Annotated in this window: 25 protein-coding genes; 15 read left to right on the top strand and 10 right to left on the bottom strand. The window is 65.0% G+C overall.

Annotated features, from left to right (window positions below; all coding sequences use genetic code 11):
• The first annotated feature begins 156 nt into the window (after window positions 1–156).
• The 6 genes from urtB (at window position 157) to DFQ15_RS10030 (ending at window position 5,950) form a co-directional block, all read left to right on the top strand.
• Window positions 157–1,071: an urea ABC transporter permease subunit UrtB gene (gene urtB, locus DFQ15_RS10055; protein WP_110465856.1), complete on the top strand. Its 915-nt coding sequence runs from the start codon at window positions 157–159 to the stop codon at window positions 1,069–1,071.
• 145 nt (window positions 1,072–1,216) lie between these two features.
• The gene (urtC, locus tag DFQ15_RS10050) at window positions 1,217–2,431 is read left to right on the top strand and encodes an urea ABC transporter permease subunit UrtC (protein ID WP_110465855.1); all 1,215 of its coding nucleotides are present in this window, start codon (window positions 1,217–1,219) and stop codon (window positions 2,429–2,431) included.
• Between the two features lie 68 nt (window positions 2,432–2,499).
• Window positions 2,500–3,243 carry an urea ABC transporter ATP-binding protein UrtD gene (gene urtD, locus DFQ15_RS10045; RefSeq protein ID WP_110465854.1) on the top strand — a complete coding sequence of 248 codons (744 nt, stop codon included), beginning with the start codon at window positions 2,500–2,502 and terminating at the stop codon, window positions 3,241–3,243.
• Between the two features lie 213 nt (window positions 3,244–3,456).
• Complete coding sequence (gene urtE / locus DFQ15_RS10040) at window positions 3,457–4,146, top strand: urea ABC transporter ATP-binding subunit UrtE (protein ID WP_055835717.1); 690 nt, start codon at window positions 3,457–3,459, stop codon at window positions 4,144–4,146.
• Window positions 4,147–4,322: 176 nt separating this feature from the next.
• On the top strand, window positions 4,323–5,549 hold the full coding sequence (gene fmdA / locus DFQ15_RS10035; protein ID WP_110465853.1) for a formamidase: 1,227 nt from the start codon (window positions 4,323–4,325) through the stop codon (window positions 5,547–5,549).
• A 38-nt stretch (window positions 5,550–5,587) separates the two neighbouring features.
• On the top strand, window positions 5,588–5,950 hold the full coding sequence (locus DFQ15_RS10030; protein WP_110465852.1) for a zinc ribbon domain-containing protein: 363 nt from the start codon (window positions 5,588–5,590) through the stop codon (window positions 5,948–5,950).
• Between the two features lie 150 nt (window positions 5,951–6,100).
• Here DFQ15_RS10030 and DFQ15_RS17120 read toward each other — a convergent pair whose 3' ends face one another.
• The 6 genes from DFQ15_RS17120 to DFQ15_RS10010 form a co-directional block, all read right to left on the bottom strand.
• Entirely contained in the window at window positions 6,101–6,481 is a 381-nt protein-coding gene (locus tag DFQ15_RS17120) for a hypothetical protein (protein WP_146228716.1), read from the bottom strand.
• Window positions 6,482–6,803: 322 nt separating this feature from the next.
• Window positions 6,804–7,469: a hypothetical protein gene (locus DFQ15_RS17115; protein ID WP_146228715.1), complete on the bottom strand. Its 666-nt coding sequence runs from the start codon at window positions 7,467–7,469 to the stop codon at window positions 6,804–6,806.
• 161 nt (window positions 7,470–7,630) lie between these two features.
• Entirely contained in the window at window positions 7,631–7,705 is a 75-nt protein-coding gene (locus DFQ15_RS18200) for a hypothetical protein (RefSeq protein ID WP_374941021.1), read from the bottom strand.
• A complete protein-coding gene (locus DFQ15_RS10020) occupies window positions 7,683–8,093 on the bottom strand; it encodes a DUF4160 domain-containing protein (RefSeq protein WP_110465850.1) in 411 nt (136 codons plus the stop codon). Before DFQ15_RS10020 ends, DFQ15_RS18200 begins: the two co-directional genes overlap by 23 nt.
• A 341-nt stretch (window positions 8,094–8,434) precedes the next feature.
• On the bottom strand, window positions 8,435–9,157 hold the full coding sequence (locus DFQ15_RS10015) for a hypothetical protein (protein ID WP_110465849.1): 723 nt from the start codon (window positions 9,155–9,157) through the stop codon (window positions 8,435–8,437).
• A 449-nt stretch (window positions 9,158–9,606) separates the two neighbouring features.
• The gene (locus DFQ15_RS10010) at window positions 9,607–11,844 is read right to left on the bottom strand and encodes an NADP-dependent isocitrate dehydrogenase (protein ID WP_110465848.1); all 2,238 of its coding nucleotides are present in this window, start codon (window positions 11,842–11,844) and stop codon (window positions 9,607–9,609) included.
• Window positions 11,845–12,024: 180 nt separating this feature from the next.
• Between DFQ15_RS10010 and DFQ15_RS10005 the strand changes: the two genes are divergently transcribed.
• The 3 genes from DFQ15_RS10005 to DFQ15_RS09995 all read left to right on the top strand — a co-directional run bounded on the left by DFQ15_RS10005 (window position 12,025) and on the right by DFQ15_RS09995 (window position 15,794).
• Window positions 12,025–13,065, top strand: a complete 1,041-nt coding sequence (locus tag DFQ15_RS10005; protein WP_110465847.1) for an aliphatic amidase — start codon at window positions 12,025–12,027, stop codon at window positions 13,063–13,065.
• 34 nt (window positions 13,066–13,099) lie between these two features.
• On the top strand, window positions 13,100–13,930 hold the full coding sequence (locus tag DFQ15_RS10000; protein ID WP_110465882.1) for a CbbQ/NirQ/NorQ/GpvN family protein: 831 nt from the start codon (window positions 13,100–13,102) through the stop codon (window positions 13,928–13,930).
• A gap of 130 nt (window positions 13,931–14,060) precedes the next feature.
• Window positions 14,061–15,794 (top strand): nitric oxide reductase activation protein NorD, encoded by a 1,734-nt coding sequence (locus tag DFQ15_RS09995; protein ID WP_110465846.1) that lies wholly within the window; start codon window positions 14,061–14,063, stop codon window positions 15,792–15,794.
• 72 nt (window positions 15,795–15,866) lie between these two features.
• Here DFQ15_RS09995 and DFQ15_RS09990 read toward each other — a convergent pair whose 3' ends face one another.
• Entirely contained in the window at window positions 15,867–16,709 is an 843-nt protein-coding gene (locus DFQ15_RS09990; protein ID WP_110465845.1) for a carbonic anhydrase, read from the bottom strand.
• 174 nt (window positions 16,710–16,883) lie between these two features.
• Here DFQ15_RS09990 and DFQ15_RS09985 point away from each other — a divergent pair, with 174 nt between their 5' ends.
• Window positions 16,884–17,948 carry a homocysteine S-methyltransferase family protein gene (locus DFQ15_RS09985; protein WP_110465844.1) on the top strand — a complete coding sequence of 355 codons (1,065 nt, stop codon included), beginning with the start codon at window positions 16,884–16,886 and terminating at the stop codon, window positions 17,946–17,948.
• A gap of 96 nt (window positions 17,949–18,044) precedes the next feature.
• On the top strand, window positions 18,045–18,746 hold the full coding sequence (locus DFQ15_RS09980) for a BglII/BstYI family type II restriction endonuclease (protein WP_110465843.1): 702 nt from the start codon (window positions 18,045–18,047) through the stop codon (window positions 18,744–18,746).
• Here DFQ15_RS09980 and DFQ15_RS09975 read toward each other — a convergent pair.
• Entirely contained in the window at window positions 18,737–19,603 is an 867-nt protein-coding gene (locus tag DFQ15_RS09975; protein ID WP_110465842.1) for an MT-A70 family methyltransferase, read from the bottom strand. The two genes, DFQ15_RS09980 and DFQ15_RS09975, sit on opposite strands and share 10 nt — an antisense overlap.
• Window positions 19,604–19,730: 127 nt before the next feature.
• Between DFQ15_RS09975 and DFQ15_RS09970 the strand changes: the two genes are divergently transcribed.
• The 3 genes from DFQ15_RS09970 (at window position 19,731) to asd (ending at window position 21,575) form a co-directional block, all read left to right on the top strand.
• Entirely contained in the window at window positions 19,731–20,063 is a 333-nt protein-coding gene (locus DFQ15_RS09970) for a hypothetical protein (RefSeq protein WP_110465841.1), read from the top strand.
• Window positions 20,064–20,127: 64 nt separating this feature from the next.
• Window positions 20,128–20,625 (top strand): SH3 domain-containing protein, encoded by a 498-nt coding sequence (locus DFQ15_RS09965; RefSeq protein ID WP_233504400.1) that lies wholly within the window; start codon window positions 20,128–20,130, stop codon window positions 20,623–20,625.
• Between the two features lie 101 nt (window positions 20,626–20,726).
• Complete coding sequence (gene asd / locus DFQ15_RS09960) at window positions 20,727–21,575, top strand: archaetidylserine decarboxylase (RefSeq protein ID WP_110465840.1); 849 nt, start codon at window positions 20,727–20,729, stop codon at window positions 21,573–21,575.
• 114 nt (window positions 21,576–21,689) lie between these two features.
• On the opposite strand, the gene aroQ is transcribed toward asd, so the two are convergent.
• On the bottom strand, window positions 21,690–22,136 hold the full coding sequence (gene aroQ / locus DFQ15_RS09955) for a type II 3-dehydroquinate dehydratase (protein ID WP_110465839.1): 447 nt from the start codon (window positions 22,134–22,136) through the stop codon (window positions 21,690–21,692).
• A gap of 217 nt (window positions 22,137–22,353) precedes the next feature.
• The gene (locus DFQ15_RS09950; RefSeq protein WP_110465838.1) at window positions 22,354–22,572 is read right to left on the bottom strand and encodes a hypothetical protein; all 219 of its coding nucleotides are present in this window, start codon (window positions 22,570–22,572) and stop codon (window positions 22,354–22,356) included.
• A gap of 209 nt (window positions 22,573–22,781) precedes the next feature.
• On the opposite strand from DFQ15_RS09950, the gene minC reads away from it, so the two are divergent.
• Window positions 22,782–23,513, top strand: coding sequence for a septum site-determining protein MinC (gene minC, locus DFQ15_RS09945; RefSeq protein WP_110465837.1), 732 nt, complete (start codon window positions 22,782–22,784; stop codon window positions 23,511–23,513).
• Window positions 23,514–23,557: the final 44 nt, after the last annotated feature.

Below are 23,557 nucleotides of genomic sequence, written 5' to 3'. Positions count from 1 at the left end.
CGACCGATCGCCCTCTCCCGCCTGCGGGAGAGGGAGGGGTGAGGGGGAGCCGGTTGCCCGTGCACGCGCCCTCACCCCAGCCCTCTCCCGCGTGCGGGAGAGGGGGCAAGACATGACAGCCAGAAGCGCCTGCGTCGCTTTCTCCGGAGCCTTTCCATGACCATTCCCGAAATGATGAACATCGGCCTGATGCAGGGCTTCGCGGGGCTGAGCCTGTTCGCGGTGCTGCTGCTGATGGGTCTGGGGCTGGCGATCATCTTCGGCCAGATGGGCGTGATCAACATGGCGCATGGCGAGTTCATGACCATCGGCGCCTACACCATCTACCTGGGCTCCACCCTCACGGCCACCCATGCGCCGCAGTGGACGCCCTACTACTTCCCGGTCGCGATCGTCGCGGCCTTTTTCATCGCTTTCGCCGCCGGCTGGCTGGTGGAGTGGGGCCTGATCCGGCACCTGTACAAGCGCCCGCTCGACACGCTGCTGGCCACCTGGGGCATCAGCCTGGCGATGCAGCAGTCGTTCCGCTCCTTCATCGGGCCGAAGGAAGTCAGCCCCACGCTGCCCGACTGGCTGCTGGGCACCTGGGCGCCGGCCGAGGGGCTCGACATCCCGATCAACGGCATGTTCGTGCTGGCGCTCACCGCCGTCGTCACCGCCGGTGTGCTGATCGCGCTGCACAAGAGCCGCTGGGGCCTGCGGGTGCGCGCCACCGTCAGCAACCGGGTGATGGCCAACGCGATCGGCATCGACACCAAGAAGACCGACCGCCTGACCTTCGCCATCGGCTGCGGCATCGCGGGCATCGCCGGCGCCGCGTTCACCACCATCGGCTCCACCGGGCCGACCTCGGGCTCGCTCTACATCGTCGACGCGTTCCTGGTCGTCACCTTCGGCGGCGCCGCCAGCCTGCTGGGCACCGTGGTCTCGGCCTTCGGCATCGCCCAGACCCAGTCGATCACCGAGTTCTTCCTGGCCGGCTCGATGGCCAAGGTGATCACGCTCTCGATGATCGTGCTGATCCTGATGATCCGCCCGCAAGGCCTGTTCGCATCCAAGGTCCGACGATGAAAGCCGCTCTCCCCCAGGCTTGTCCACTGCGTGTGGCCGCCGACCCCCTCGCCGGGGGCAACACCGGTGGCCCGGCGAAGCCGGTTCCACGGTGTTCCTGGAAGTTCGAAACCGTCCCTGCGCCCGCGTCGCTCCGGAGTCCTGCATGAACCTCGTCAAATCCTGGATCCTGCGCTACCAGCTCGCCAGCATGCTCATCCTGACCGTGCTGCTGGCGGTGGTGCTGCCGCTGTCGCTCGACATCTTCCGGCTCAACCTGGTGGGCAAGTACCTGAGCTACGCCTTCGTCGCCATCGGCCTGGTGATGGTGTGGGGCTACGGCGGCGTGCTGAGCCTGGGGCAGGGCGTGTTCTTCGGCCTGGGCGGCTACGCGATGGCCATGTTCCTGAAGCTGGAAGCCTCCGACCCCGAGACCACCAAGATCCAGTCGACCCCCGGCATCCCCGACTTCATGGATTGGAACCAGATCACCGAGCTCCCCCACTTCTGGGTGCCGTTCAAGAGCCTGCCGTTCTCCCTGGCCGCGGTGATCGTGGTGCCCACGCTGCTGGCCTGGATCGTGAGTTACGCGATGTTCAAGCGCCGAGTGGGCGGCGTGTACTTCGCCATCATCACCCAGGCGGTGGCGCTGATCGTCACCGTGCTGATCATCGGCCAACAGGGCTACACCGGCGGCGTCAACGGCATGACCGACCTGAAGACGATCCTGGGCTGGGACACCCGCACCGACAGCGCCAAGTACATCCTCTACTACGTCTGCGTCGGCCTCTTGATCGGCGCGATGCTGCTCTGCCGCTGGATCCAGACCAGCAAGTTCGGCACCCTGCTGCTGGCGATGCGCGACAAGGAAGACCGGGTGCGCTTCTCGGGCTACGACGTCGCCAACTTCAAGGTCTTCACCTTCTGCCTGGCGGCCGCGCTCTCGGGCATCGGCGGCGCGCTGTTCACCCTGCAGGTGGGCTTCATGTCGCCCAGCTTCGTCGGCATCGTGCCCTCGATCGAGATGGTGATCTACGCCGCCGTCGGCGGCCGCATGAGCCTGGTCGGCGCGGTGTACGGCACCCTGCTGGTCAACGCCGGCAAGACCTACTTCTCGGAGAGCTTCCCCGACCTGTGGCTGTTCCTGATGGCGGGCCTGTTCATCGGCGTGACGATGGCGTTCCCGATGGGCCTGGCCGGCGTGTGGGAAGAGCACGTGGTGCCCCGCTGGAAAAACCGCCGTGGTGGCCGCGGCGGTGCCGCACGCACGGCCTCTGCGGCGGACTCCGCAACCCGCGGGCCGGATGCGCCCGCCAAGCCGGCTGCTCCCGCCGCATCGGCCCCGACCCTGTCCGACGGCGTGCGTAGCCAGGGCGTCTGAGACCCGGGCCCGCCGCAACACCGCACGCGCCGACACGCCACCCATTCCGCCACCCGCAGGACCGCCCCATGAGCAACACCGACTTCGCCCTCGCCGTGGAAGACCTGACGGTCTCGTTCGACGGCTTCAAGGCCATCGACGCGCTGACGCTCTACATCGACAAGAACGAGCTGCGGGTGATCATCGGCCCCAACGGCGCCGGCAAGACCACGCTGCTCGACCTGATCTGCGGCAAGACCAAGGCCAGCACCGGCAGCATCAAGTTCAAGAACACCGAGCTGACCCGCATGGCCGAGCACAAGCGGGTGCGCCTGGGCATCGGCCGCAAGTTCCAGACGCCCTCGATCTACGAGAACCTGAGCGTCTTCCAGAACCTGGAGGTGTCGTACCCGGCGGGCCGCAGCGTTTTCGGCGCGCTGGCCTTTCAGTGCACCGACGAGGTGAAGAGCCGGGTGCGCCTGGTCGCCGAAGACATCGGCCTGCACGACAAGTTGGACACCGAGGCCGGCCTGCTCTCCCACGGCCAGAAGCAGTGGCTGGAGATCGGCATGCTGCTGATGCAGGAGCCCGAGCTGCTGATGCTGGACGAACCCATCGCCGGCATGAGCGCCCGCGAGCGCGAGCTGACCTGCGAGCTGCTGCAGCGCATCTGCAAGAACCGCGCGGTGATCGTGATCGAGCACGACATGGAGTTCGTCAAGCGCATCGCCCACAAGGTCACCGTGATGCACCAGGGAAAGATCCTGGCCGAAGGCCCCATGGACAAGGTGCAGGCCGATCCGAAGGTCATCGACGTGTACCTGGGGCATTGACATGGCAGCGACCTCGCAACAGCCCACACGACCCGAATGCCCCGCAGAGCGCCCGCGCGCCAGAGCCGGGAGTGTCGGGTGGTCCCCGCAGCGAAATCAAGGAGGAGGCCGCAGGCCGGGGGACATTCGCGGAGGGGACCACCCGGCGATCACGGCTCCCGCACCCGCCCAGCGCGCCCAAACGCACCACCACCCAGCGACAGGAGCCCGCCCATGCTGAAAGTCACAGACCTCCACGTCGCCTACGGCCAGAGCGAGGCACTGCACGGCATCTCGTTCGAAGGCAACGCCAACGAGACCGTCGCCATCATGGGCCGCAACGGCATGGGCAAGACCACGCTGTTCAAGAGCCTGATGGGCGTGCTGCCCACCAAGAGCGGCCGCATCGAGGTGGCGGGCCAGGACGTGTCGAAGGACGAGAGCTTCCGCCGCGTCGCCAAGGGCATCGCCTACGTGCCCCAGGGCCGGATGATCTTCCCCACGCTGACGGTCGAGGAGAACATCCAGACCGGCCTGGAGAACGCCAAGCACAAGATCATTCCCGAAGAAATCTTCGCGCTGTTCCCGGTGCTGTGGGACATGCGCCGGCGCAAGGGCGGCAACCTGTCCGGCGGGCAGCAGCAGCAGCTGGCCATCGCCCGCGCATTGGTCACCGATCCGAAAGTCCTGCTGCTCGACGAGCCCACCGAGGGCATCCAGCCCTCGATCATCAAGGACATCGCAAAGGCCCTGAACGAGATCCGCAAGATGCGCAAGCTGACCATCGTCGTCTCGGAGCAGGTGCTGAGCTTCGCGATGGACGTGGCCGACCGGCTGTTCGTCATCGAGGGCGGCCGCCTGGTGCACGAGACCACCCGCGCCAACACCGACCAGCAGCGAATCAAGTCGTACCTATCGGTCTGAAGCTATGAGCTCGCCCCCAGGCTTGCCCACTGCGTGTGGCCGCCAACCCCCTGCCGGGGGCAACACCGGCGGCCCGGCAAAGCCGGTTCCGCGGTGTTTCGCGGAGAGTGCCGCTTCCCGTCGCTAACCGCGCCTGCACGTTTCACGTTTCCATTCAACCCCCAAAGGAGCCCGCCGTGACCGACACCCTCATCAAGGTCGATTTGACGAAATCGCCCACCGAGAACGAGAACATCCACAACCGCTGGCACCCGGACATTCCGATGGCCTGCTGGGTGAACCCGGGCGACGATTTCATCCTGGAAACCTTCGACTGGACCGGCGGCTTCATCAAGAACAACGACAGCGCCGACGACGTGCGCGACATCGACCTGACCACGGTCCATTACCTCTCGGGCCCGGTGGGCGTGAAGGGCGCGGAGCCGGGCGATTTGCTGGTGGTCGATCTGCTCGACATCGGGGCCAAGCAGGACAGCCTGTGGGGCTTCAACGGCTTCTTCAGCAAGAAGAACGGCGGCGGCTTCTTGACCGAGCATTTCCCCGAAGCGCAGAAATCGATCTGGGACTTCAAGGGCATGTTCACCAGCTCGCGCCACATCCCGGGCGTCAACTTCGCCGGACTGATCCACCCCGGTTTGATCGGCTGCCTGCCCGACAAGAAGATGCTGGACCTGTGGAACGAGCGCGAGCAGAAGCTGATCGACACCGACCCCACCGCCGGCCTGGCCAACCCGCCCTCGGCCGGCACCGCCCACATGGGCCGCCTGAAGGGCGAGGCCCGCGACAGGGCGGCCGCGGAAGGCGCCCGCACCGTGCCGCCGCGCGAGCACGGCGGCAACTGCGACATCAAGGATTTGTCGCGCGGATCGAAGGTGTTCTTCCCCGTCTACGTGGACGGCGCGGGCCTGTCGGTCGGCGACCTGCACTTCAGCCAGGGCGACGGCGAAATCACCTTCTGCGGCGCCATCGAGATGGCCGGCTGGGTGCACATGAAGGTGACCCTGATCAAGGGCGGCATGGCCAAGTACGGCATCAAGAACCCGATCTTCAAGCCCAGCGTGATCGCGCCCCAGTACAACGACTATCTGATCTTCGAAGGCATCTCGGTCGACGAGGCAGGCAAGCAGTACTACCTGGACGTGAACGTCGCGTACCGCCAGGCCTGCCTGAACGCGATCGAGTACTTGAAGAAGTTCGGCTACAGCGGCGCGCAGGCCTATTCCATCCTGGGTACCGCCCCGGTCCAGGGCCACATCAGCGGCGTGGTCGATGTGCCCAATTCGTGCGCCACGCTGTGGCTGCCCACCGGTATTTTCGACTTCGATATCAACCCGAACGCCGACGGCCCGACCAAGTTCATCGACGGCAGCATCCAGATGCCGCTCTCGCACGACTTGGTCTGACCCCGCAGCAACGCACGAAGCAAGAGAAGCCCCGCACCATGCCCACCTACGACTACCAGTGCGCCGCCTGCGGCGGCTTCGACGCCATTCGCAGCCTGGCCCTGCGCAACGAGCCCGCCGCCTGCCCCGGCTGCAGCGCGGCATCCCCCCGCGTGTTCGCCAGCGCCCCACGGCTGGCCTGCATCAGCCCCGACCAGCGCCGCGCGTTCGACACCAACGAGCGGGCGCAGCATGCGCCGCGGTCGTCCCGCAATACCGAGCAGGGGAGTTATGGGCGGATGCGGCATCCTGCGGGGTGCGGGTGCTGCAGTACTGCGGCGGGGAAGCGGGGGGCTACGGTGACGGGGGCTAATGGGGCGAAGGCGTTTCCTACGAAAAGGCCCTGGATGATCAGCCATTGAGGTGGCAGCCGTCGGAGTTACGCCAGCACATGCTGACGGCTGGTTTATCGGTCGTGCACCGCTACCCTACGCCGACGTTTTCCCTATTCGCATTGGACGCTTAACAAACGAAGTTAAGCGGCGGCGGAGCCGTTTTCCTTCAACGCTAGGTTAGGCTTCTGCATTCGATGTCGGTTTCTTGCTCAAGCGATATATAAATTCTTCAATAATTTTCGCATCGGCGTTCGTGAAATGGACTTCAACACCCTCGTCGGTGTCGCTGATCTTGCGCTGCAGTTTGAAAATTCTATAGTCCCCAGAACCTAGTCCGGCGGCTCCGCCTGCAGCTGCACCGCCAATTGCGAGCGGCACCCAAATTAGAGTGGAGGCAATTACGACATGGTTTTTGTGCCGAGAGATCACTGCGCTCGAACCGTGCCTAACATCAACGACGCCTCGCGGCTTCGTCAGCCCTTCTCTGCTCATCGCGGCGCCGTTCGTCATCGCGCCGCTTTTCTTCCTGTCTGCGGGCTTCATCACGGCGTTCTTCATCTCGCCGCTTTTCCTCGTCTCTACGCGCATCTTCGCGTCGCCGCTCCTCGTCGCGCCGAATCTCGTCCTGTCGCCTGGCTTCTTCGCGCATGCGATGGTCGTCGTTGGAATTCATATCAAAGTTCTCCTTAGAATTAATTTCGCATTACCTGATTTGTATCGCAACGTGAGTGACTTGATCTCTAACGAACAAGTTCAGTGAGCGCCCAAGGCGTCCACTGCAACGCCGAGTTAGAACTGAGCCCCCGATCGGGGAAAGACCTCACTAAGCTATTAAAGCATAAGCTACAACTGCAACGGCGGGCTAGCAAACAGGCGCAGCCTATTTATATTGGCTGGACCATACGGCTTGCGCGATCGCCAAATGCGTCGTCGTTACGGCATGGTAGTAGCTATTAAGACGTTCGGTAGTAATTGGCAAAATCTCGCCGATCCACTGAGATAATTCCGGAAATTTTTCGACATTTCGAGAATTGAGGTGCCCGTATCGATGCAGAATTACGTTTCTGACCATTGAAGCCTCATTGTATTTGTTGGCGATAGAGTCATCGGTTTTAACGTCTAAATCAAACCATGAAAAGAGTGCCACTATTCGCTCGGCTATATCATCACCGCCTTCTTTTGTGGCGTTTTTTGCTTTTGTATCCAGTTTCTGAGCAATCTCGATGCAGATGGATTCGGACCAGGGCCAATCTGAAAATGGGTATCTGTCTGCTGGAAACTTGCTGCTTGAAATTTGGGCTGCATAATGGGAAGTTCGAATGATTTCAGCTAATATGTTTTCTATTCCCGCCTCTTGGGCAGCCCACAATGTGATGAAAGCATGTGAATTAACGATGTGAAAATCTTCCGATTCAACTTCTGCAGCCCAGCGACTGATATCTTCCAGATTGGCAACCATGCGCTCTAAATCGACGTCGTCGGAATTACGGGCGTTGTGGATGGCGGTCAAAGCCGGTCGATGCTGAGGGGCCATAGCTTTTGCCATTTTCAGGCAATCGCGGTAATAACTTCCGCCAAATAATTCACCAATTAGATAAGATCCAGTTTGCTGAATAACCCAGCTTACGGGCGCCTGGTCTCGCGAAGTACCTAACAGGCGTTTTTTTTAATTCCGGCATTGGTTACACCTCAATATTTTCAGCTCATCTAACGGGCAAAGTAAGCGGCCCGCCGTAGGCGGGTCCGCTTGACTGGAAGGTTAGACGCGAGTTCGATAAGCACCAACTGTGCAGCCTGTAGGGCGTGTGTTGTTCCAAGTGTCAATTAGATTCTGCTTATTTTTGCTATGCCAATTTCTAATTCTTTTATAATACTTGTCCAACAAATGTGGATACATCGGAGTGCAATCATCTATGCGAAAACAATTGGTTTCACCGGAATAAGTTACAGAAAAATGAGGGGGCGGATGTTCGTCAGAGAATATCTGGACTTTGAATTGACCCGAAGGCCTTACTAGATGTTCTAATAGATTTTGCGCTCCAGGTGCGACGACGACACCCAGTCGCCGCAGTTCATCAATATCGTCATCGTCAAGCATGCCACCCTGATCGAGTGAATATTCGAGTTCGTTAGCTACGTCTTCTTCAACTTCGATAGTCCATTGTTTCATTTTTACTCCTCAGATTTCTAACGGCCAAGGTAAGCAGCTTGCCGAAGGCAAGTCCGCTTGAGCGCAGAGTTAGACGCGACGCTTGAAAATGGAAAACCGCACAAACCCGCAATGCTATGAAAAGGCGAGCTACTCGCGCATGCCCCACCCTACGCCAGAGCCAGAAAACACCAAAGACTTAAGCATGTGCAATGACCGTTGAAGAGAGCCTGAATGAATTTCAGACGGTGGGCGTGAATTTCGATAACCCAAAATTCCAAATACTCGTAAGGCTTACGCTCGACATAAGCGGCGCGACGCGGCAGGCGAAGCCTGCCGTGGCACGTCCGCTAGATGAAGGGTTAAGCATTATTGTCGGTTTGAGGAGAGACGTACAGCGCGCACGCAAAGGCGTCGTCATTGTTCAGCGCGTGGGTCGCGTTATGCTCATACGCAAGAGTGACTTTGTACTTCTTGCGGATCTGCACGTTTGAAAGGTCTCGATAGCAGATCTCGAGAGCGGCCGGCGGGAAGGGACGGATCTGAAAGTACGTCTTTCTGTCGCTACGTGCATGTACTGCGAGTGCGACATAGAGGTGAAACGCCTGAAGATAGTACGGGGGAAGCTTGACTCGTACCTTCTCGTTTGTCTTGAAAGGTACGATAGGGTTCAGGTCCTCCCGAAGTTGACGCTTGACGAAGTGATTCCAGTAGAGACGCAAGCACGGATCGTCGGCAAAGGGTGACTTCTCAAATCCAATCTTGTGGTTGTCATGGGGATCGTAGGATCGAAGAACTTGGACCAGTTCGTCGTCCTTGATCACCCAGACCGCGCGGGCCTCTAGCGCAGGACCGTTGCCAAAGTTTGCGAGAGGCACCGCGGGTATGTAGCCGGCAGGTAGATAAGCCTCATCCGTGCCTCCACAGAGAGCGGCAAATCTGTCGTTCTCGGCGATCAGCACCGGGGAACTAGACACCTCGCGCATCAGGCGAAGTTCGCGAACATTCCACAGCGCGACTGTTGCGGTCGCGAGGCCGGCGATAGCTGTGACGAGCGTTGCGAGGTCGACGGCGGTGACTGGCATAGACGTGGGTATGAGGCCTAACGAGATTTAGACGACACCCATTTCTCAGCTATGCGCCGGCTAAAGAAGAATCGCCCTACGCCACTGGTCAGAAATTTCACAACATGTCTGTTTAGGCAAACCTAAAAATTCCCGGATCGGTCTTGCCTGCAGGCGAGTGAGCGCTGTATCGTTTGGCAGCCGCGCTTGATCGCCCTCAGCACTGGCCTGTTTATACCCTGAAAAAAACTGGTGCAAGGGTGTGCATAGTGGCCGGGGTGGCGAACCTTCCACAAATTCCTATTTTTCAGCGTCTCGCCCGGTTTCTGACATCCGTTGCGCCAATTCGGCGCGTCAGATGCGCAATGACACCCATCGGCGCAAGCAACGTCCAAAAAAAGCCACACCCGCCGTTTCGGCAGATGTGGCTTTTGTCATTCAAGCCAGCCTGGCCAGGCCGGCATTCGCTATCAGGCCTTCACAGCGTCCAGTGCAGCATTCAACGTCCCACTAGGCCGCATCACCGCCTCCGTTTTCTTCGGATCCGTCAAGTAGTACCCCCCGATGTCCGCCGGCTTGCCCTGCACATCCGCCAGCTCGCCCACGATCTTCTGCTCGTTGGCGGCCAGGGTCTTCGCCAGTTCCGCGAACTTGCCCGCCAGGGCGGTGTCCTCGGTCTGCGCGGCCAGTTCCTGGGCCCAGTACAGGGCCAGGTAGAACTGGCTGCCGCGGTTGTCCAGCTGGCCGGTCTTGGGGCTGGGGTTCTTGTTGTTGTCCAGCAGCTTGCCGGTGGCGGTGTCCAGCGTCTTGGCCAGCAGGGTGGCCTGCTGGTTGCCGGTCTTCAGGCCCAGGTCTTCCAGGCTCACGGCCAGGGCCAGGAACTCGCCCAGCGAATCCCAGCGCAGGTGGTTCTCTTCCACCAGCTGCTGCACGTGCTTGGGCGCGGAGCCGCCGGCACCGGTTTCGTACATGCCGCCGCCGGCCATCAGGGGCACGACCGACAGCATCTTGGCGCTGGTGCCCAGCTCCATGATCGGGAACAGATCGGTCAGGTAGTCGCGCAGGATGTTGCCGGTGACGCTGATGGTGTCCAGGCCGCGGATCACCCGCTCCAGCGTGTAGCGCATCGCCCGCACCTGGCTCATGATCTGGATGTCCAGGCCGGTGGTGTCGTGTTCCTTCAGGTAGGTCTTGACCTTCTTGATGACTTCGTTCTCGTGCGGGCGGTACGGGTCCAGCCAGAACACCGCCGGCATGCCGGAGTTGCGGGCGCGGGTCACGGCCAGCTTCACCCAATCGCGGATCGGGGCGTCCTTGACCTGGCACATGCGCCAGATGTCGCCCTGCTCGACGTTCTGGCTCAGCAGCACTTCGCCGGTGGCCAGGTCGACGATATTGGCCACGCCGTCTTCGGGGACCTCGAAGGTCTTGTCGTGCGAGCCGTACTCTTCGGCCTGCTGGGCCATCAGGCCCACGTTGGGCACGGTGCCCATGGTCTTCGGGTCGAAGGCGCCGTGCCATTTGCAGAAGTTGATGATCTCCTGGTAGATGCGGGCGAAGGTGCTCTCGGGGAGCACCGCCTTGGTGTCCTTCAGGCGGCCGTCGGCGCCCCACATCTTGCCGCCGTTGCGGATCATGGCGGGCATCGACGCATCGACGATCACGTCGTTGGGCGAGTGGAAGTTGGTGATGCCCTTGGCCGAATCGACCATCGCCAGCTCGGGGCGGTGCTCGTGGCAGGCGTGCAGGTCGCGCTTGATCTCGTCCTGCCGGGCGCTCGGCAGGGTGGCGATCTTGTTGTACAGGTCGACCATGCCGTTGTTGACGTTGACGCCCAGTTCCTCGAAGACCTTGGCGTGCTTGGCGAAGGCTTCCTTGTAGAAGATGCGCACCGCGTGGCCGAAGACGATGGGGTGCGACACCTTCATCATCGTGGCCTTGACGTGCAGCGAGAGCATCACGCCGGTCTTGTGCGCGTCCTCGATTTCCTTCTCGTAGAACTCGAGCAGTGCGGTCTTGCTCATGAACATGCTGTCGATGATCTCGCCGTCCTTCAGCGACACCTTGGGCTTGAGCACCGTGGTCTTGCCGCTCTTGCCGACCAGCTCCATCTTCACGTCGCGCGCCTTGTCGAGCGTCATCGATTTCTCGCCGTGGTAGAAGTCGCCGTGGTGCATGTGCGAGACATGCGAGCGCGATGCCTGGCTCCACTCGGCCATGCTGTGCGGGTTCTTGCGGGCGTATTCCTTGACGGCCTTGGGCGCGCGGCGGTCGGAGTTGCCTTCACGCAATACAGGGTTCACCGCGCTGCCGATGCACTTGTTGTAGCGGGCGCGAATGTCCTTCTCTTCGTCGGTGGTCGGGTTCTCGGGGTAGTCGGGAATCGCGTAGCCCTTGCCCTGCAGTTCCTTGATGGCCGCCACCAGCTGCGACACCGATGCGCTGATGTTGGGCAGCTTGATGATGTTGGCGTCGGGCGAGAGGGTCAGCTTGCCGAGGGCGGCCAGGTTGTCGGGCACGCGCTGGGCTTCGGTGAGGCGCTCGGGGAACTGGCCCAGGATGCGGCCGGCGACCGAGATGTCGCTGGTCTCGACGTTGATGCCCGCAGGCTTGGCGAAGGTCCGCACGATCGGCAGGAAGGCGGCGGTCGCCAGGGCGGGGGCCTCGTCGGTCAGCGTGTAGATGATGGTCGGTTGCGTCGTGCTCATGCGCTTGGGTTCCTTGGGAGGGGGGACGGATCGTCGACCGACGATTTTCGCGCTTTCTGGAGGCGGGGGGCCGGGATGCCCCCTGACGGTCGTCGGCCTACGTCGTTCGACGTATTCGCAGCGGCGGCGCGCGTTCCCAGAATCGGGTGGTTTCCACCCCCGACACAGAAGGCGCAGACCATGATCCACGGCGATATCTCCAGCAGCAAGGACACGGTGGGCGTGGCCGTCGTCAACTACAAGATGCCCCGCCTGCACACCAAGGCCGAGGTGCAGGGCAACGCGCGCAAGATCGCCGACATGCTGGTCGGCATGAAATCGGGCCTGCCGGGCATGGACCTGGTGATCTTCCCCGAGTACAGCACCCACGGCATCATGTACGACGCCCAGGAGATGTACGCCACCGCCGCCACCGTGCCCGGCGAAGAGACCGAGATCTTCGCCTCCGCCTGCCGCAAGGCCAAGGTGTGGGGCGTGTTCTCGCTCACCGGCGAGCAGCACGAGGAGCATCCGTACAAGGCGCCCTACAACACCCTGATCCTGATGAACGACCAGGGCGAGATCGTGCAGAAGTACCGCAAGATCATGCCGTGGGTGCCGGTCGAGGGCTGGTACCCCGGCAACTGCACCTACGTGAGCGAAGGCCCCAAGGGCCTGAAGATCAGCCTGATCATCTGCGACGACGGCAACTACCCCGAGATCTGGCGCGACTGCGCGATGAAGGGCGCGGAACTCATCGTGCGCTGCCAGGGCTACATGTACCCGGCCAAGGAGCAGCAGATCCTGATGAGCAAGGCGATGGCCTTCGCCAACAACACCTACGTGGCGGTGGCCAACGCTTCGGGCTTCGACGGGGTGTACAGCTACTTCGGCCACAGCGCGCTGATCGGCTTCGACGGCCGCACGCTGGGCGAATGCGGCGAGGAAGACTACGGCGTGCAGTACGCCGCGCTCTCCACCAGCCTGATCCGCGATTTCCGCAAGAACGGCCAGAGCGAGAACCATCTGTTCAAGCTGCTGCACCGCGGCTACACCGGCATGATCAATTCGCAAGAGGGCGACCAGGGCGTGGCCGCCTGTCCGTACGACTTCTACACCCGCTGGGTGAACGACCCGGAGGGCACCCGCAAGGCGGTCGAGGCGATCACCCGGCCGATGGTGGGCACCGAAGAGTGCCCGATCGAGGGCATTCCCAACCCCGCCACCGCCGGCCACCGCTGAGGTGACCGCGACGACGACCACCACCACCACCACCATGCCCACGGAGGCCGTGGCGGCGGCGGCGTCCCCGCTCGACGGCTGGCGCCTGCCCGCCGAGCCGCACTGGCAGCCGGTGGCGGGCGAGGTGGCGGCTTTCGAGGCGGCCGCCGCGGTGCGGCTGCCGGTGCTGCTCACCGGGCCCACCGGCTGCGGCAAGACCCGCTTCGTCGAGCACATGGCCTGGCGCCTGGGCCGGCCCCTGGTCACCGTGGCCTGCCACGAGGACCTGACCGCCGGCGACCTGGTCGGCCGCTGGCTGCTGGATGCCGACGGCACCCGCTGGCAGGACGGCCCGCTGGCCCTGGCCGCGCGCCACGGCGGCATCTGCTACCTCGACGAGCTGGTCGAGGCGCGCAGCGACGCGGTGGTGGTGCTGCACCCGCTGGCCGATGCCCGCCGGGTGCTGCCGCTCGACCGCCGCAGCGAGCTGCTGCCGGCGCATCCCGATTTCCTGCTGGTCGCCAGCTACAACCCCGGCTACCACGGGCTGCACAAGGCGCTGAAGCCCTCCACCCGCCAGCGCTTCACCGCGCTGGCCTTCGACTACCCGGCGGCCGATGTCGAGGCGGCCATCGTCGCGACCGAGGGCGGCGTGGCGGCCGACCTGGCCGCCCGGCTGGTGGCCCTGGCCGGCCGCACCCGCCGGCTGCAGGACCAGGGGTTGGAGGAGGGCGCCTCGACCCGGCTGCTGGTGCATGCGGCCCAGCTGGTGCGCGCCGGCCTGCCGCCGCGCGCCGCCTGCCTGCAGGCCGTCGCGGCTCCGCTGGCCGACGATGCGGAGCGCGGGGCGGTGCTGCGCGATCTGGTGCATGCGGCCTTCGCCTGAGGCGGGGGCGCCGGTGTTGCAGCCGCGTCCGCATTCGCACGCGCAGGCGGCCGCACAGGCGACGGCCCCGTCTCCGACGACGCCATTGCAGTCGAAGCGGCAGGCATCCGCGCAGGCCTATCCAACGCGCGTGGCGTCGTCACTGCCGGGCTCGACAGCCCTGCCTTCGGCCGGCCGTTGGCCTGCGTATCTCTTCGCGCTGTGGGGCCTGCCCACGCGGGTGGCGCCTTTGGAGGCCCCGGCCACGCGCACGGCGGCCACCGCCGCCGACCCGCGCCCGGTGCTGACCGGCCGCGCGCCCGATCCCGCCGTGCTGCACCTGCCGCCCGCACCCCAACCGCCACCACCCGGGTGGACCTTGGCCGCCACCAGCCATGCGGCGGCCCACTGGCGCTTCGGCGGCCCGCCGGCGCCGCGCGCCAAGCTCAAGCCGGTGCAGCAGGCGCTCTTCGGCGCGCTGGAGGATGCGCGGGTCGAATGGCTGGCGCTGCAGGAACTGCCCGGCCTGCGCGGCATCTGGCTGCCGTTCCACGCCGGGCCGGACGCGCCGCAGGGCCTGCAGTTCGAGGCGCTGCTGGCGCGCCTCTCGCGCTGCCTGCTCGACCCGGCCCATGCCGATCCGCACCCCTGGGTGGCGCGGGCCCGGGCGGTCTTCTTCACCCCGCAGGGCGGCCTGGCGCTGCGCACCACGGCCGAGGTGCGGCAGGCCGCATCGGTGCTGGGCCACGACATCGGCCAGATGCGCCTGCCCTTCAACGCCGCCACCTACCGGGTGCATGCCGCCTACCGCGACGACCACCACTGGCTATGGGAGCCCGACGACACGCTGCCGCCCTCGGCCACGCCGCTGGAGGGCGGCGGCAGCGGCGAGTCGGCCGCGCCCGCGCCCGATGCGGTGCAGCGGCCCGATCCGCCCGATGACGCCCGCGCTGCGGAGGAGGGCGATCCGGGCGAAGGCGCAGGGCCCGGTGGCGGCACGCCGTTCGCCTATGCCGAATGGGATGCGCGCATCGGCCGCTACCGGCCGGGCTGGTGCCAGGTGTACGAGCATCCGCCGCGGCCTGTGGCACCGGCTGCGCTGCGGCATGCCGCTGCCGGCGTGTCTGCCCTGGCCCTTCGTTGCGCCCAGGCCCTGCCGGCGGGCGGCGCGCTGCGCCCCGCCGGCCGCGCGGCCCGGGGCGACGATTTCCACGCCGCCGCCCTGGTCGAGGCGCGCCTGCACCAGCGCCTGCGCCAGACGCCCGCGGCCGACCCGTACCGCCGGCTGCAGCCCGACCACCGGCCGCTGGCGGTCGCGGTGCTGCTCGACACCTCCGTCTCCACCGGCGACGCGGTGCCCGGGGGCCGGCCGATCGACCGGCTGGGCACGGTGGCGCTGGCCACGCTGCAGGCCCTGGCCCTGCGCGGCCACCGCGGAGCGCTGTGGTCCTTCGCCTCCCGGGGCCGGCACCGGATCGACCTCGCCTGCCTGCAGACCTGGGCCGACACGGTCGACGCGCCGGCCGTCGCGGCGCGGATAGCGGAGCTGGCCTGCGCCGGCTCCACCCGGCTCGGCACGGTGCTGCGCCACGGCCTGGCCGCCTGCCGGCAGGGTGCCGCCGGCGCCGCGCAGCACCGGCCGCTGGTGCTGCTGCTGACCGACGGCGAGGCGCACGACGTGGACGTGCACACGCCCGGCTACCTGCAGGCCGACCTGGCCCGCGCGGTACGGGAGGCGGCCGGGCAGGGCATCGCCGTGCGCTGTCTGGCGGTGCCGCCGGCCCGCCCGGCCGCGCTGGCGCAGGTGTTCGGCCCCGGCGGCGCGGCGGTTCTGCGGCATGCGGCGCAGCTGCCGCGGGTGCTGGCCCGACTGCTGCAACGCTGATCGCCCGACGCGACGCCTCGCACCGCCGGCCCTTGCGCTTCGTGGCGTCGCCGGCCCGTCGGGGCGCTGGCCTCAGCGGCTTTTCAGCAAGAACCGGCGATGCAGTTCCTGCAGCGGGCGCGCGTTGAAGGGGTAGACCTGCTCGAAGGCGTCGATCTGCGCCGCGGACACCTGCAGCGGCTGGCTCAGCACCACCCAATCGACGGTCTCGGTGCACGGCGGCGTGGTCAGCGATCCTTCGTAGCGGTAGAAGGCGAGGTCCTTCTGCACGGGCAGGAAGTCGCTGCCGCGCACGGTCGCCTTTTCGACCGGCCGGGTCTGGCCCGCCTTGTGCGGCATCGCATCCAGCACGCGCTGGAACGCCCGGTTGGGCGTGCCGGTTTCGAAGAAGATCGCCAACACGCCCAAGGTGCCGTCGGGACCTTTGTGGACGATGTGTGCCTCCATCGGGAACCGACGGCCGTTCAGCAGGTGTTCGCTGGGGTGGTGGAAGTGGATCTGCAGTGCCTCGTACTGCCGGCCACCGACCCGCATGCCGCCGCCGCCCGGCAAATCGACCTGTATCGAGTGGCCGGTGTTGCGAACCGCGAGCGGAACCGCGCGGTAGTCGAGCCGCAGCGGGCCCAGCTCGGCCCGGATCGGGTTTTCCAGATCGACGGGGCTGTTCTGCTGGCCCTTGCGGCACAACTCGTTCTCCTTGGCCAGGTCGGCCCAATGGTCGGTGCCGCCGGGGCCGGTGTAGCCCCACTCGTGGCCGTCTTGCGGCGCCGTCTCGTGCGATTCCACCGGCGTCGCCGCCGGCAGTTCGGGTGACGGGGTCGCGCTGTATGCACTGCCGCAGGCGATGGAAATGCACAGGCCGAGCGGCCGGAGGCGGAGCAAAAGCGTGGAGTACGCGGGTCGTGTGAAAGGCATCTTCTTGGTTCCGTGGGATGGGGGAGTGACTTGGCTGGCGGTGCAGCCGGCGGGGCCGTGCAGGGAAACCGCAGCGGCCCATATGTTTCTAAATGTCACGCCGCGATCATAGGGCATCCTCGTGGCGCTCATGTCGTGGACGACGGCCCGAGGCCTGCTTTATACAATTCCGGGATGACCCAGCCCCCCTACACCCGCGCACGGCAACTGCCCGCGATCCTCGGACAGCGCATCGCCATCCTCGACGGTGCGATGGGCACCATGATCCAGCGTTTCAAGCTGGACGAGGCGCAGTACCGCGGCGCGGGCTACGCCGGCCCCGGCGGCGCGGGCGACCGCTTCGCCGGCTTGCACAAGGACGTGAAGGGCAACAACGAGCTGCTGTCGCTCACCCGGCCCGACGTGATCCGCGACATCCACGAGCGCTACCTCGCCTCGGGCGCCGACCTGATCGAGACCAACACCTTCGGCGCCACCACCATCGCCCAGGACGACTACGAGATGGCGCACCTGGCGCGCGAGATGAACCTGGCGTCGGCCCGCATCGCCCGCGCCGCCTGCGACAAGTACAGCACCCCCGACAAGCCGCGCTTCGTGGCCGGCGCCCTGGGCCCGACGCCCAAGACCGCCAGCATCAGCCCCGACGTGAACGACCCCGGTGCCCGCAACGTCGATTTCGAGAGCCTGCGCGCCGCCTACTACGAGCAGACCGCGGCGCTGGTCGAGGGCGGCGCCGACGTGATCCTGGTCGAGACGATCTTCGACACCCTCAACGCCAAGGCCGCGCTGTTCGCGGTGGACGAATTCTTCGAGGCCAGCGGCGAGCGCCTGCCGCTGATCGTCAGCGGCACCGTCACCGACGCGTCGGGCCGCATCCTGTCGGGCCAGACCGTCACCGCCTTCTGGCACAGCGTGCGCCATGCGCGGCCGCTGGCGATCGGCCTGAACTGCGCTCTCGGCGCCGCGCTGATGCGGCCCTACGTGCAGGAGCTCAACCGGGTGGCCGACGACACGTTCATCTGCTGCTACCCCAACGCCGGCCTGCCCAACCCGATGAGCGACACCGGCTTCGACGAGACGCCCGACGTGACCGCCCGGCTGCTGCACGACTTCGCGGCCGAAGGGCTGGTCAACATCGTCGGCGGCTGCTGCGGCACCACGCCCGACCACATCGGCGCGATCGGCCAGGCGGTGGCCGCGATGCCGGTGCGTGAACTGTTTTATCGGGAGCAGGTTTGATTCATAGCAATTCGAACGCGCGAGGCGCGGTTTAAGCAGTGGCGCTGGTGTAGTAGCTGAAGCTGCGTCGGTCCCTTAAGCACATAAGCTCTCAGCATGTTCGAGACCCACACTTACCAGGATCCCGTCGTACTTTCGCCCGCTGTTCGCGCGCGGTGGGCGTTCCTTGAAACCAGTTCGGCGGCGGCGGTACTTCGGTCGGTATGTCCTGTGGAGTGGGACGACATCACCAACGTACTGGCCTCGTTTACGCTCGATCCGGGACGGTGGCTCAAAAAGGGCGGCAATCGTGGCGATATAGCTAAGGACATCGACCATATGTTCGGGGTGCGTGGTTGGCGCGAAACCCGGGTTGACCTAGTGACGCAAGGCGTGCTTCGCTCCCGCACTCTGGAAGTGATCGAGCAGTTGCCGCCTCTTGTACAAGAGGGCTACCTGGTAGACAACTTCAAAGGGCGCGTTGCGCTTGATGTCGAATGGAATGCCAAAGACGGAAACCTTGACCGCGATCTGTCTGCCTACCGGGCATGGCACGAAGCTGGCGTCATCTCTGCTGCGGTGCTGATCACCCAGGATCGCTTGGCTTTGAAAGCCTTGGCCGAAGAACTGTGGGTAAGCTACCAAGCCACCTTGCCGGCCCACCAATCAAACGCAAGACTTCCCATCGATCTTTCGACATCCACTACTACGAACCTAGAAAAGGCGGCGTTGAGGGTGCGGCGTGGGGTGATGGGAACGTGTCCGCTCTTGATTGTTGCCGCGACACGGAGCACATGGAACGGTCAACCCTACGTTTGAAAAAGGTCGGCCCCAGACGACCAAGTTTGGGCTGTGCGGCCTCGCGGACGCATGTTCGTCCCTGCAGCTTGAAGCAGGCCCCGAATGCGTTGAATCGCATAGCCCGTTTCATCAGCCAGTTGTCGGACACTCATGCCGGATTGGTACATCGCGCGAAGTTTTTCGCCCAGCATCTCTGCGCGTGCCAGATCGACATGTTCGTTTGGCAACAGAGGAGGCAGAATTGGGCCGCCTTCATAGCCTTTGTGTACCGCGCCGCGTGGTACCACTTCGTTATCGGATTCGTCGCCCCAGACCGTCCAGCCTTGTCGAGGATGCCGAGCGAACATTTCCAAATACGCTCCTGGAGAACAAGATTCGATCAAATCGTATTGTTCGTCCGGCTTTCGGGAGTGTTCACGCTTACGTGTTTCGATCATATTGACTTGAGATCGGCCAGGCGCAAGGGTCCGCATGGAACCGCGCACACCGAACAACAGCAACTCCGTGACATTCCGGAAGTAGAAACCCACACCGCGTCCGTCGGGGCCTCCATCTATTCGACGCTTGGCCCATACCACGTTGCTGACATAACGAAATCCCCAGGCAGTCATCACATCCAGGCCGTCGGGGAGCAGGGCATTGGGTACCCACAGGTAAAGATGTGCTTTTGGGGCCAGCACCTCGGAAACTTTCAAGGCTTTGATAGAGTCCAGCGACATCGTGGAATATCGATCAAGCCGCCGGTGCTCCGGGGCGACCTTGCCGGTGCGATTGGCAAATCGCCAAGGTGGATCGGCAAGCACGGTTGAAAAGCCGCCGACTGTTTTGGGCAGCGGCGCTGGATCGAGTTCTGGTCGCAAAGTCGGAGTGTTCATCGCCAATGAGTGTAGTTCACAAAGATCTAAAAATAGATCTCTTCTGAAAAAAGCATGAATTTATGGGTGGGTAGCGCACGACCAAGCCGTCTTTCTCAGTCCAAAAACCGCGCTGCTGCGTCAGGCGATGGCTTGCATTGAGAGCTGCCGCCGAAAAAGCAGTAGCGGTTGCGGGCTTGCAACTGTAGGCGACGTCACGCAGCGGCGCGGCACCAACCAGGCGATCTTGGTCGAGTCGGTCTTCAACTCGTTCAATGCCAAGGCCGCGCTGTTCGCTGTTGACGAGTACTTCGAGGCCAGCGGCGAGCGGCCGCCGCTGATCATCAACAGCGGCCCCGTCCGGGCTTGCTTTCTGTTGAACCACTGCCTTCTGGCACAGCCTGCGTCATGCGCTGTCACGGTTATAAAGCGCGGGTTGCCGGGGAACATCGCGCAAGCAAAGAAGATGCCATTCGATTGACCCTGGCATAAATACGCGACTAAGGTGGCCCATCGGTCCTGGCATTTCGGGGCCAGGAGTGCCCATGGAAATCAACCCTCTCGCCAAGATCGCCTGTATGGGCGTTCTGTGCATCGTGCTGTTCCCGGCCGCGGCGCAGGCCCAGCCCGCCAGCCAGGCGGTCACCAACACCGGCGCCAACCTGCGTGCCGGCCCCGGCAACCACTACCCGGTGGTGGCGCAGCTGGCCCCCGGCACCCACCTGGGCGCGGCAGGCTGCACCGCCGGGTACCAGTGGTGCGACGTGGTGCTGCCCGGCGGCCCGCGCGGCTGGGTCTACGCCTCCAGCCTGTCGTATCCCTACCAGGGCCGGCCGGCACCGGTGGCGCAGTACGGTGCCGCGGTGGGCATTCCGCTGATCAGCTTCGCCATCGGCAACTACTGGCGCGCGCACTACCGCGACCGGCCGTTCTACGGCGACCATCGCTACTGGGGCGGCCACCCGCCGCCGCCGCCGCGCTACGTGCAGCCACGCCCGCCGCAGCCGCACTGGATGGGCGGCCCCCGGCCCGACCCCCGGTAACGCGGCCGGCGGTGGCCGGCGGTAACGGGTTAGTGCGCGTGGCGGGCGGCAGGTATCGCTGCCTAGAATGGGCCGCTGTCCCCACGCCCGAAGAACGAGACATGTCCGACCGCTTCAAAGTCCTGCCTCAGTACGCCTTGCCCAAACGCGGTTTGACCGATTTCGCCGGCTGGGTCGCATCCAGGAAGCGCGGCCGCACCACCACCGGCTTGATCCGCTGGTTCGTCGGCAAGTACCGGGTGAACATGGACGAGGCGCTGCAGCCCGACATCACCCGGTACGCCACCTTCAACGATTTCTTCACCCGCGCCCTCAAGCCCGGCGCCCGCCCGATCGCCGATGCGCCCCTGGTCTGCCCGGTCGACGGCGCGATCAGCCAGTTCGGCGCGGTGCAGGACGACCAGATCTTCCAGGCCAAGGGCCACAGCTACAGCACGACCGCCCTGGTCGGCGGCGACGCCGCGCTGGCCGCGCAGTTCACCCACGGCAGCTTCGCCACGGTGTACCTGAGCCCCCGCGACTACCACCGTATCCACATGCCCTGCGACGGAAGGCTGCGGCGCATGGTGTACGTGCCCGGCGCGCTCTTCTCGGTCAATCCGCTCACGGCGCGGGGTGTGCCCGGCCTGTTCGCCCGCAACGAGCGGGTGGTGTGCGAGTTCTCCACCGCCTTCGGCCCTTTCGTGCTGGTGCTGGTGGGTGCGACGATCGTCGGCAGCATGGAGACGGTGTGGCACGGCACGGTGAACGCGTCGCGGAGCAAGGAAGTGCGCAACTGGAACTACGAGGATCAGGACGTGCGGATCGCCAAGGGGGCGGAGATGGGGCGGTTCCTGCTCGGGTCTACCGTGGTGATGCTGTTCTCGAAGACGGCGGGCGTGCGGTTCGATCCGGCGTGGGTGCCGGGGGGGGCGGTGCGGCTGGGAGAGCCGATGGCGCAGGCGGGGTGATGGCCGGATCGTTGGGGTGTGAATGAAAGGTGCCTCTAGCCGGCTTAGAGCGCCGACCTCTAGCTATCAATTTTGTAGTGTCTGGGAAAGTCGGGGTTGCATCGCATGCCGGCTTCACCCCAGCCCCGCCACCCCGGCGATCGCCAGCCCATATCCCTTTACCCCGAACCCCGCCATCACCGCCTTCGCCGCGGACGACAGGTACGAGTGGTGCCGGAACGCCTCGCGCGCGTGGACGTTCGAGATGTGCAGCTCGATCACCGTCACCCCGGCGCCCTTGATCGCATCGTGCAGCGCCACGCTGGTATGGGTGTACGCCCCGGCGTTGAACACCACGCCGGCCAGCGTGCCGGCGGCCTCGGCGCGGCCCGCCTCGTGCAGCCAGTCGACCAGCACGCCTTCGTGGTTGCTCTGCCGGAAATCGAGTGCGAAGCCGTGGGCGGCGCAGGCCTCGGCGCACAGACGCTCGACATCGGCCAGGGTGGCCGATCCGTACACCCCGGGCTCGCGGATGCCGAGCAGGTTCAGGTTGGGGCCGTTCAGGACAAGGATGGTTTTCACGGGCGTGCCGATAGACGGGGAAGAATGGGAGAGGACATCGAATTCTGCCGCCTGGTGGACCACGGCGCGGGAACCCGCGGTGGATACGGCGCAGAGGCGTTTTCAATCCGTGCCTTCGTGACGCTGCTTTTCCAAAACTTTCTACCAAGATGCAGAGCGTCTGTTCGTCAGCGGCGTATGCCCCCGCCACCGATGGATTCACATGCTTACCGGCCCGTCAACCCCATACGGCATTGCCCGCATCGAACCCCGGAGGCCGCAGCAGATCCTCGTCGATGCCCATCGTCTGGCTGGCGCGCTGCACCGCGGCCCACAGGGGGGCGGGCATCTGCAGGATTTCCTCGGGCGAGGCGGAGCGGGAGATCCATTGGCTGATTTCGCTGTGCTGGCCGGGGGTGAGCAGGTCCAGGTACAGCATTTCGTCGATGGTCTTCATCTTGGTGTCGTTGGTTGCGGGGGACGGCGCACGTGCGCGAAAGCCGGGGGCTGGCCTGACCACATGGTGCCAAAGAAAGCGAGGTCAAGGTCGGAGGCGGGGGGACCGGCGCCGGCGCGGCAGATGTACCCATCGGTAAGCCCTGCCGCGTGCGCTCGTAGGCGCACACCTGCACGCTAAACTCGCTCACTTTGCAAAACAGCATCCCCATGGCCGCCGTACCACCAGGCTCTGCTCGCGCCAGCTTCGAGCTGAAAAGCGCCACTCTGCCTTTGCTGGCCGTGGTGCTCAAGACCCCCGACCTTGCGGCGCTGACCGCCGAACTCGACCGGCGGCTGCAGGAATCCCCCGATTTCTTCGACCAGGATCCGGTCGTCATCGACCTGACCCAGCTCGGCGAAGGCGCCGCGGCCGTCGACTTCGTGGCCCTGGTCGCGCTGCTGCGCCGGCTGCGGGTGGTGCCGGTGGCGGTGCGCGGCGCGGTCGGCCCGCAGCTGGCCGCGGCGCGCGGCGCGGGCCTGGCCGAGGCGCCCGACGTGCCGCTGCCCCCGCCCGCCCGCGAGACGGCGCCGCGCCCGCCGGCGCCAGTGCCGCCGCCGGTGCCCGTCGCGGTGGCCACGATGGTGATCGACCGGCCGCTGCGCTCGGGCCAGCAGGTGTATGCCCGCAACGCCGACCTGATCGTGCTGGCCGCGGTCAGCAATGGCGCCGAGGTGATCGCCGACGGCAATGTGCACGTCTACGCGCCGCTGCGCGGCAAGGCGATCGCCGGCGCCCGGGGCAACACCCAGGCGCGCATCTTCGCGACCTGCATGGAGCCCGAGCTGGTGTCGATCGCCGGCATCTACCGCACGACCGAAGTGCCGCTGCCGGCCGACATCGCCGGCCGGGCGGCGAAAATCCAGCTCGTCGGCGAAAAGCTCGTCATCGAGGCGCTCTGACCGCGCACGACCGCATTCACTCAATATCTCTTCAACCGAAGGAC

The sequence above is a fragment of the Xylophilus ampelinus genome, assembly GCF_003217575.1.
Lineage (GTDB): Bacteria > Pseudomonadota > Gammaproteobacteria > Burkholderiales > Burkholderiaceae_C > Xylophilus > Xylophilus ampelinus.
This window is presented reverse-complemented; position numbering and strand designations above follow the sequence as displayed.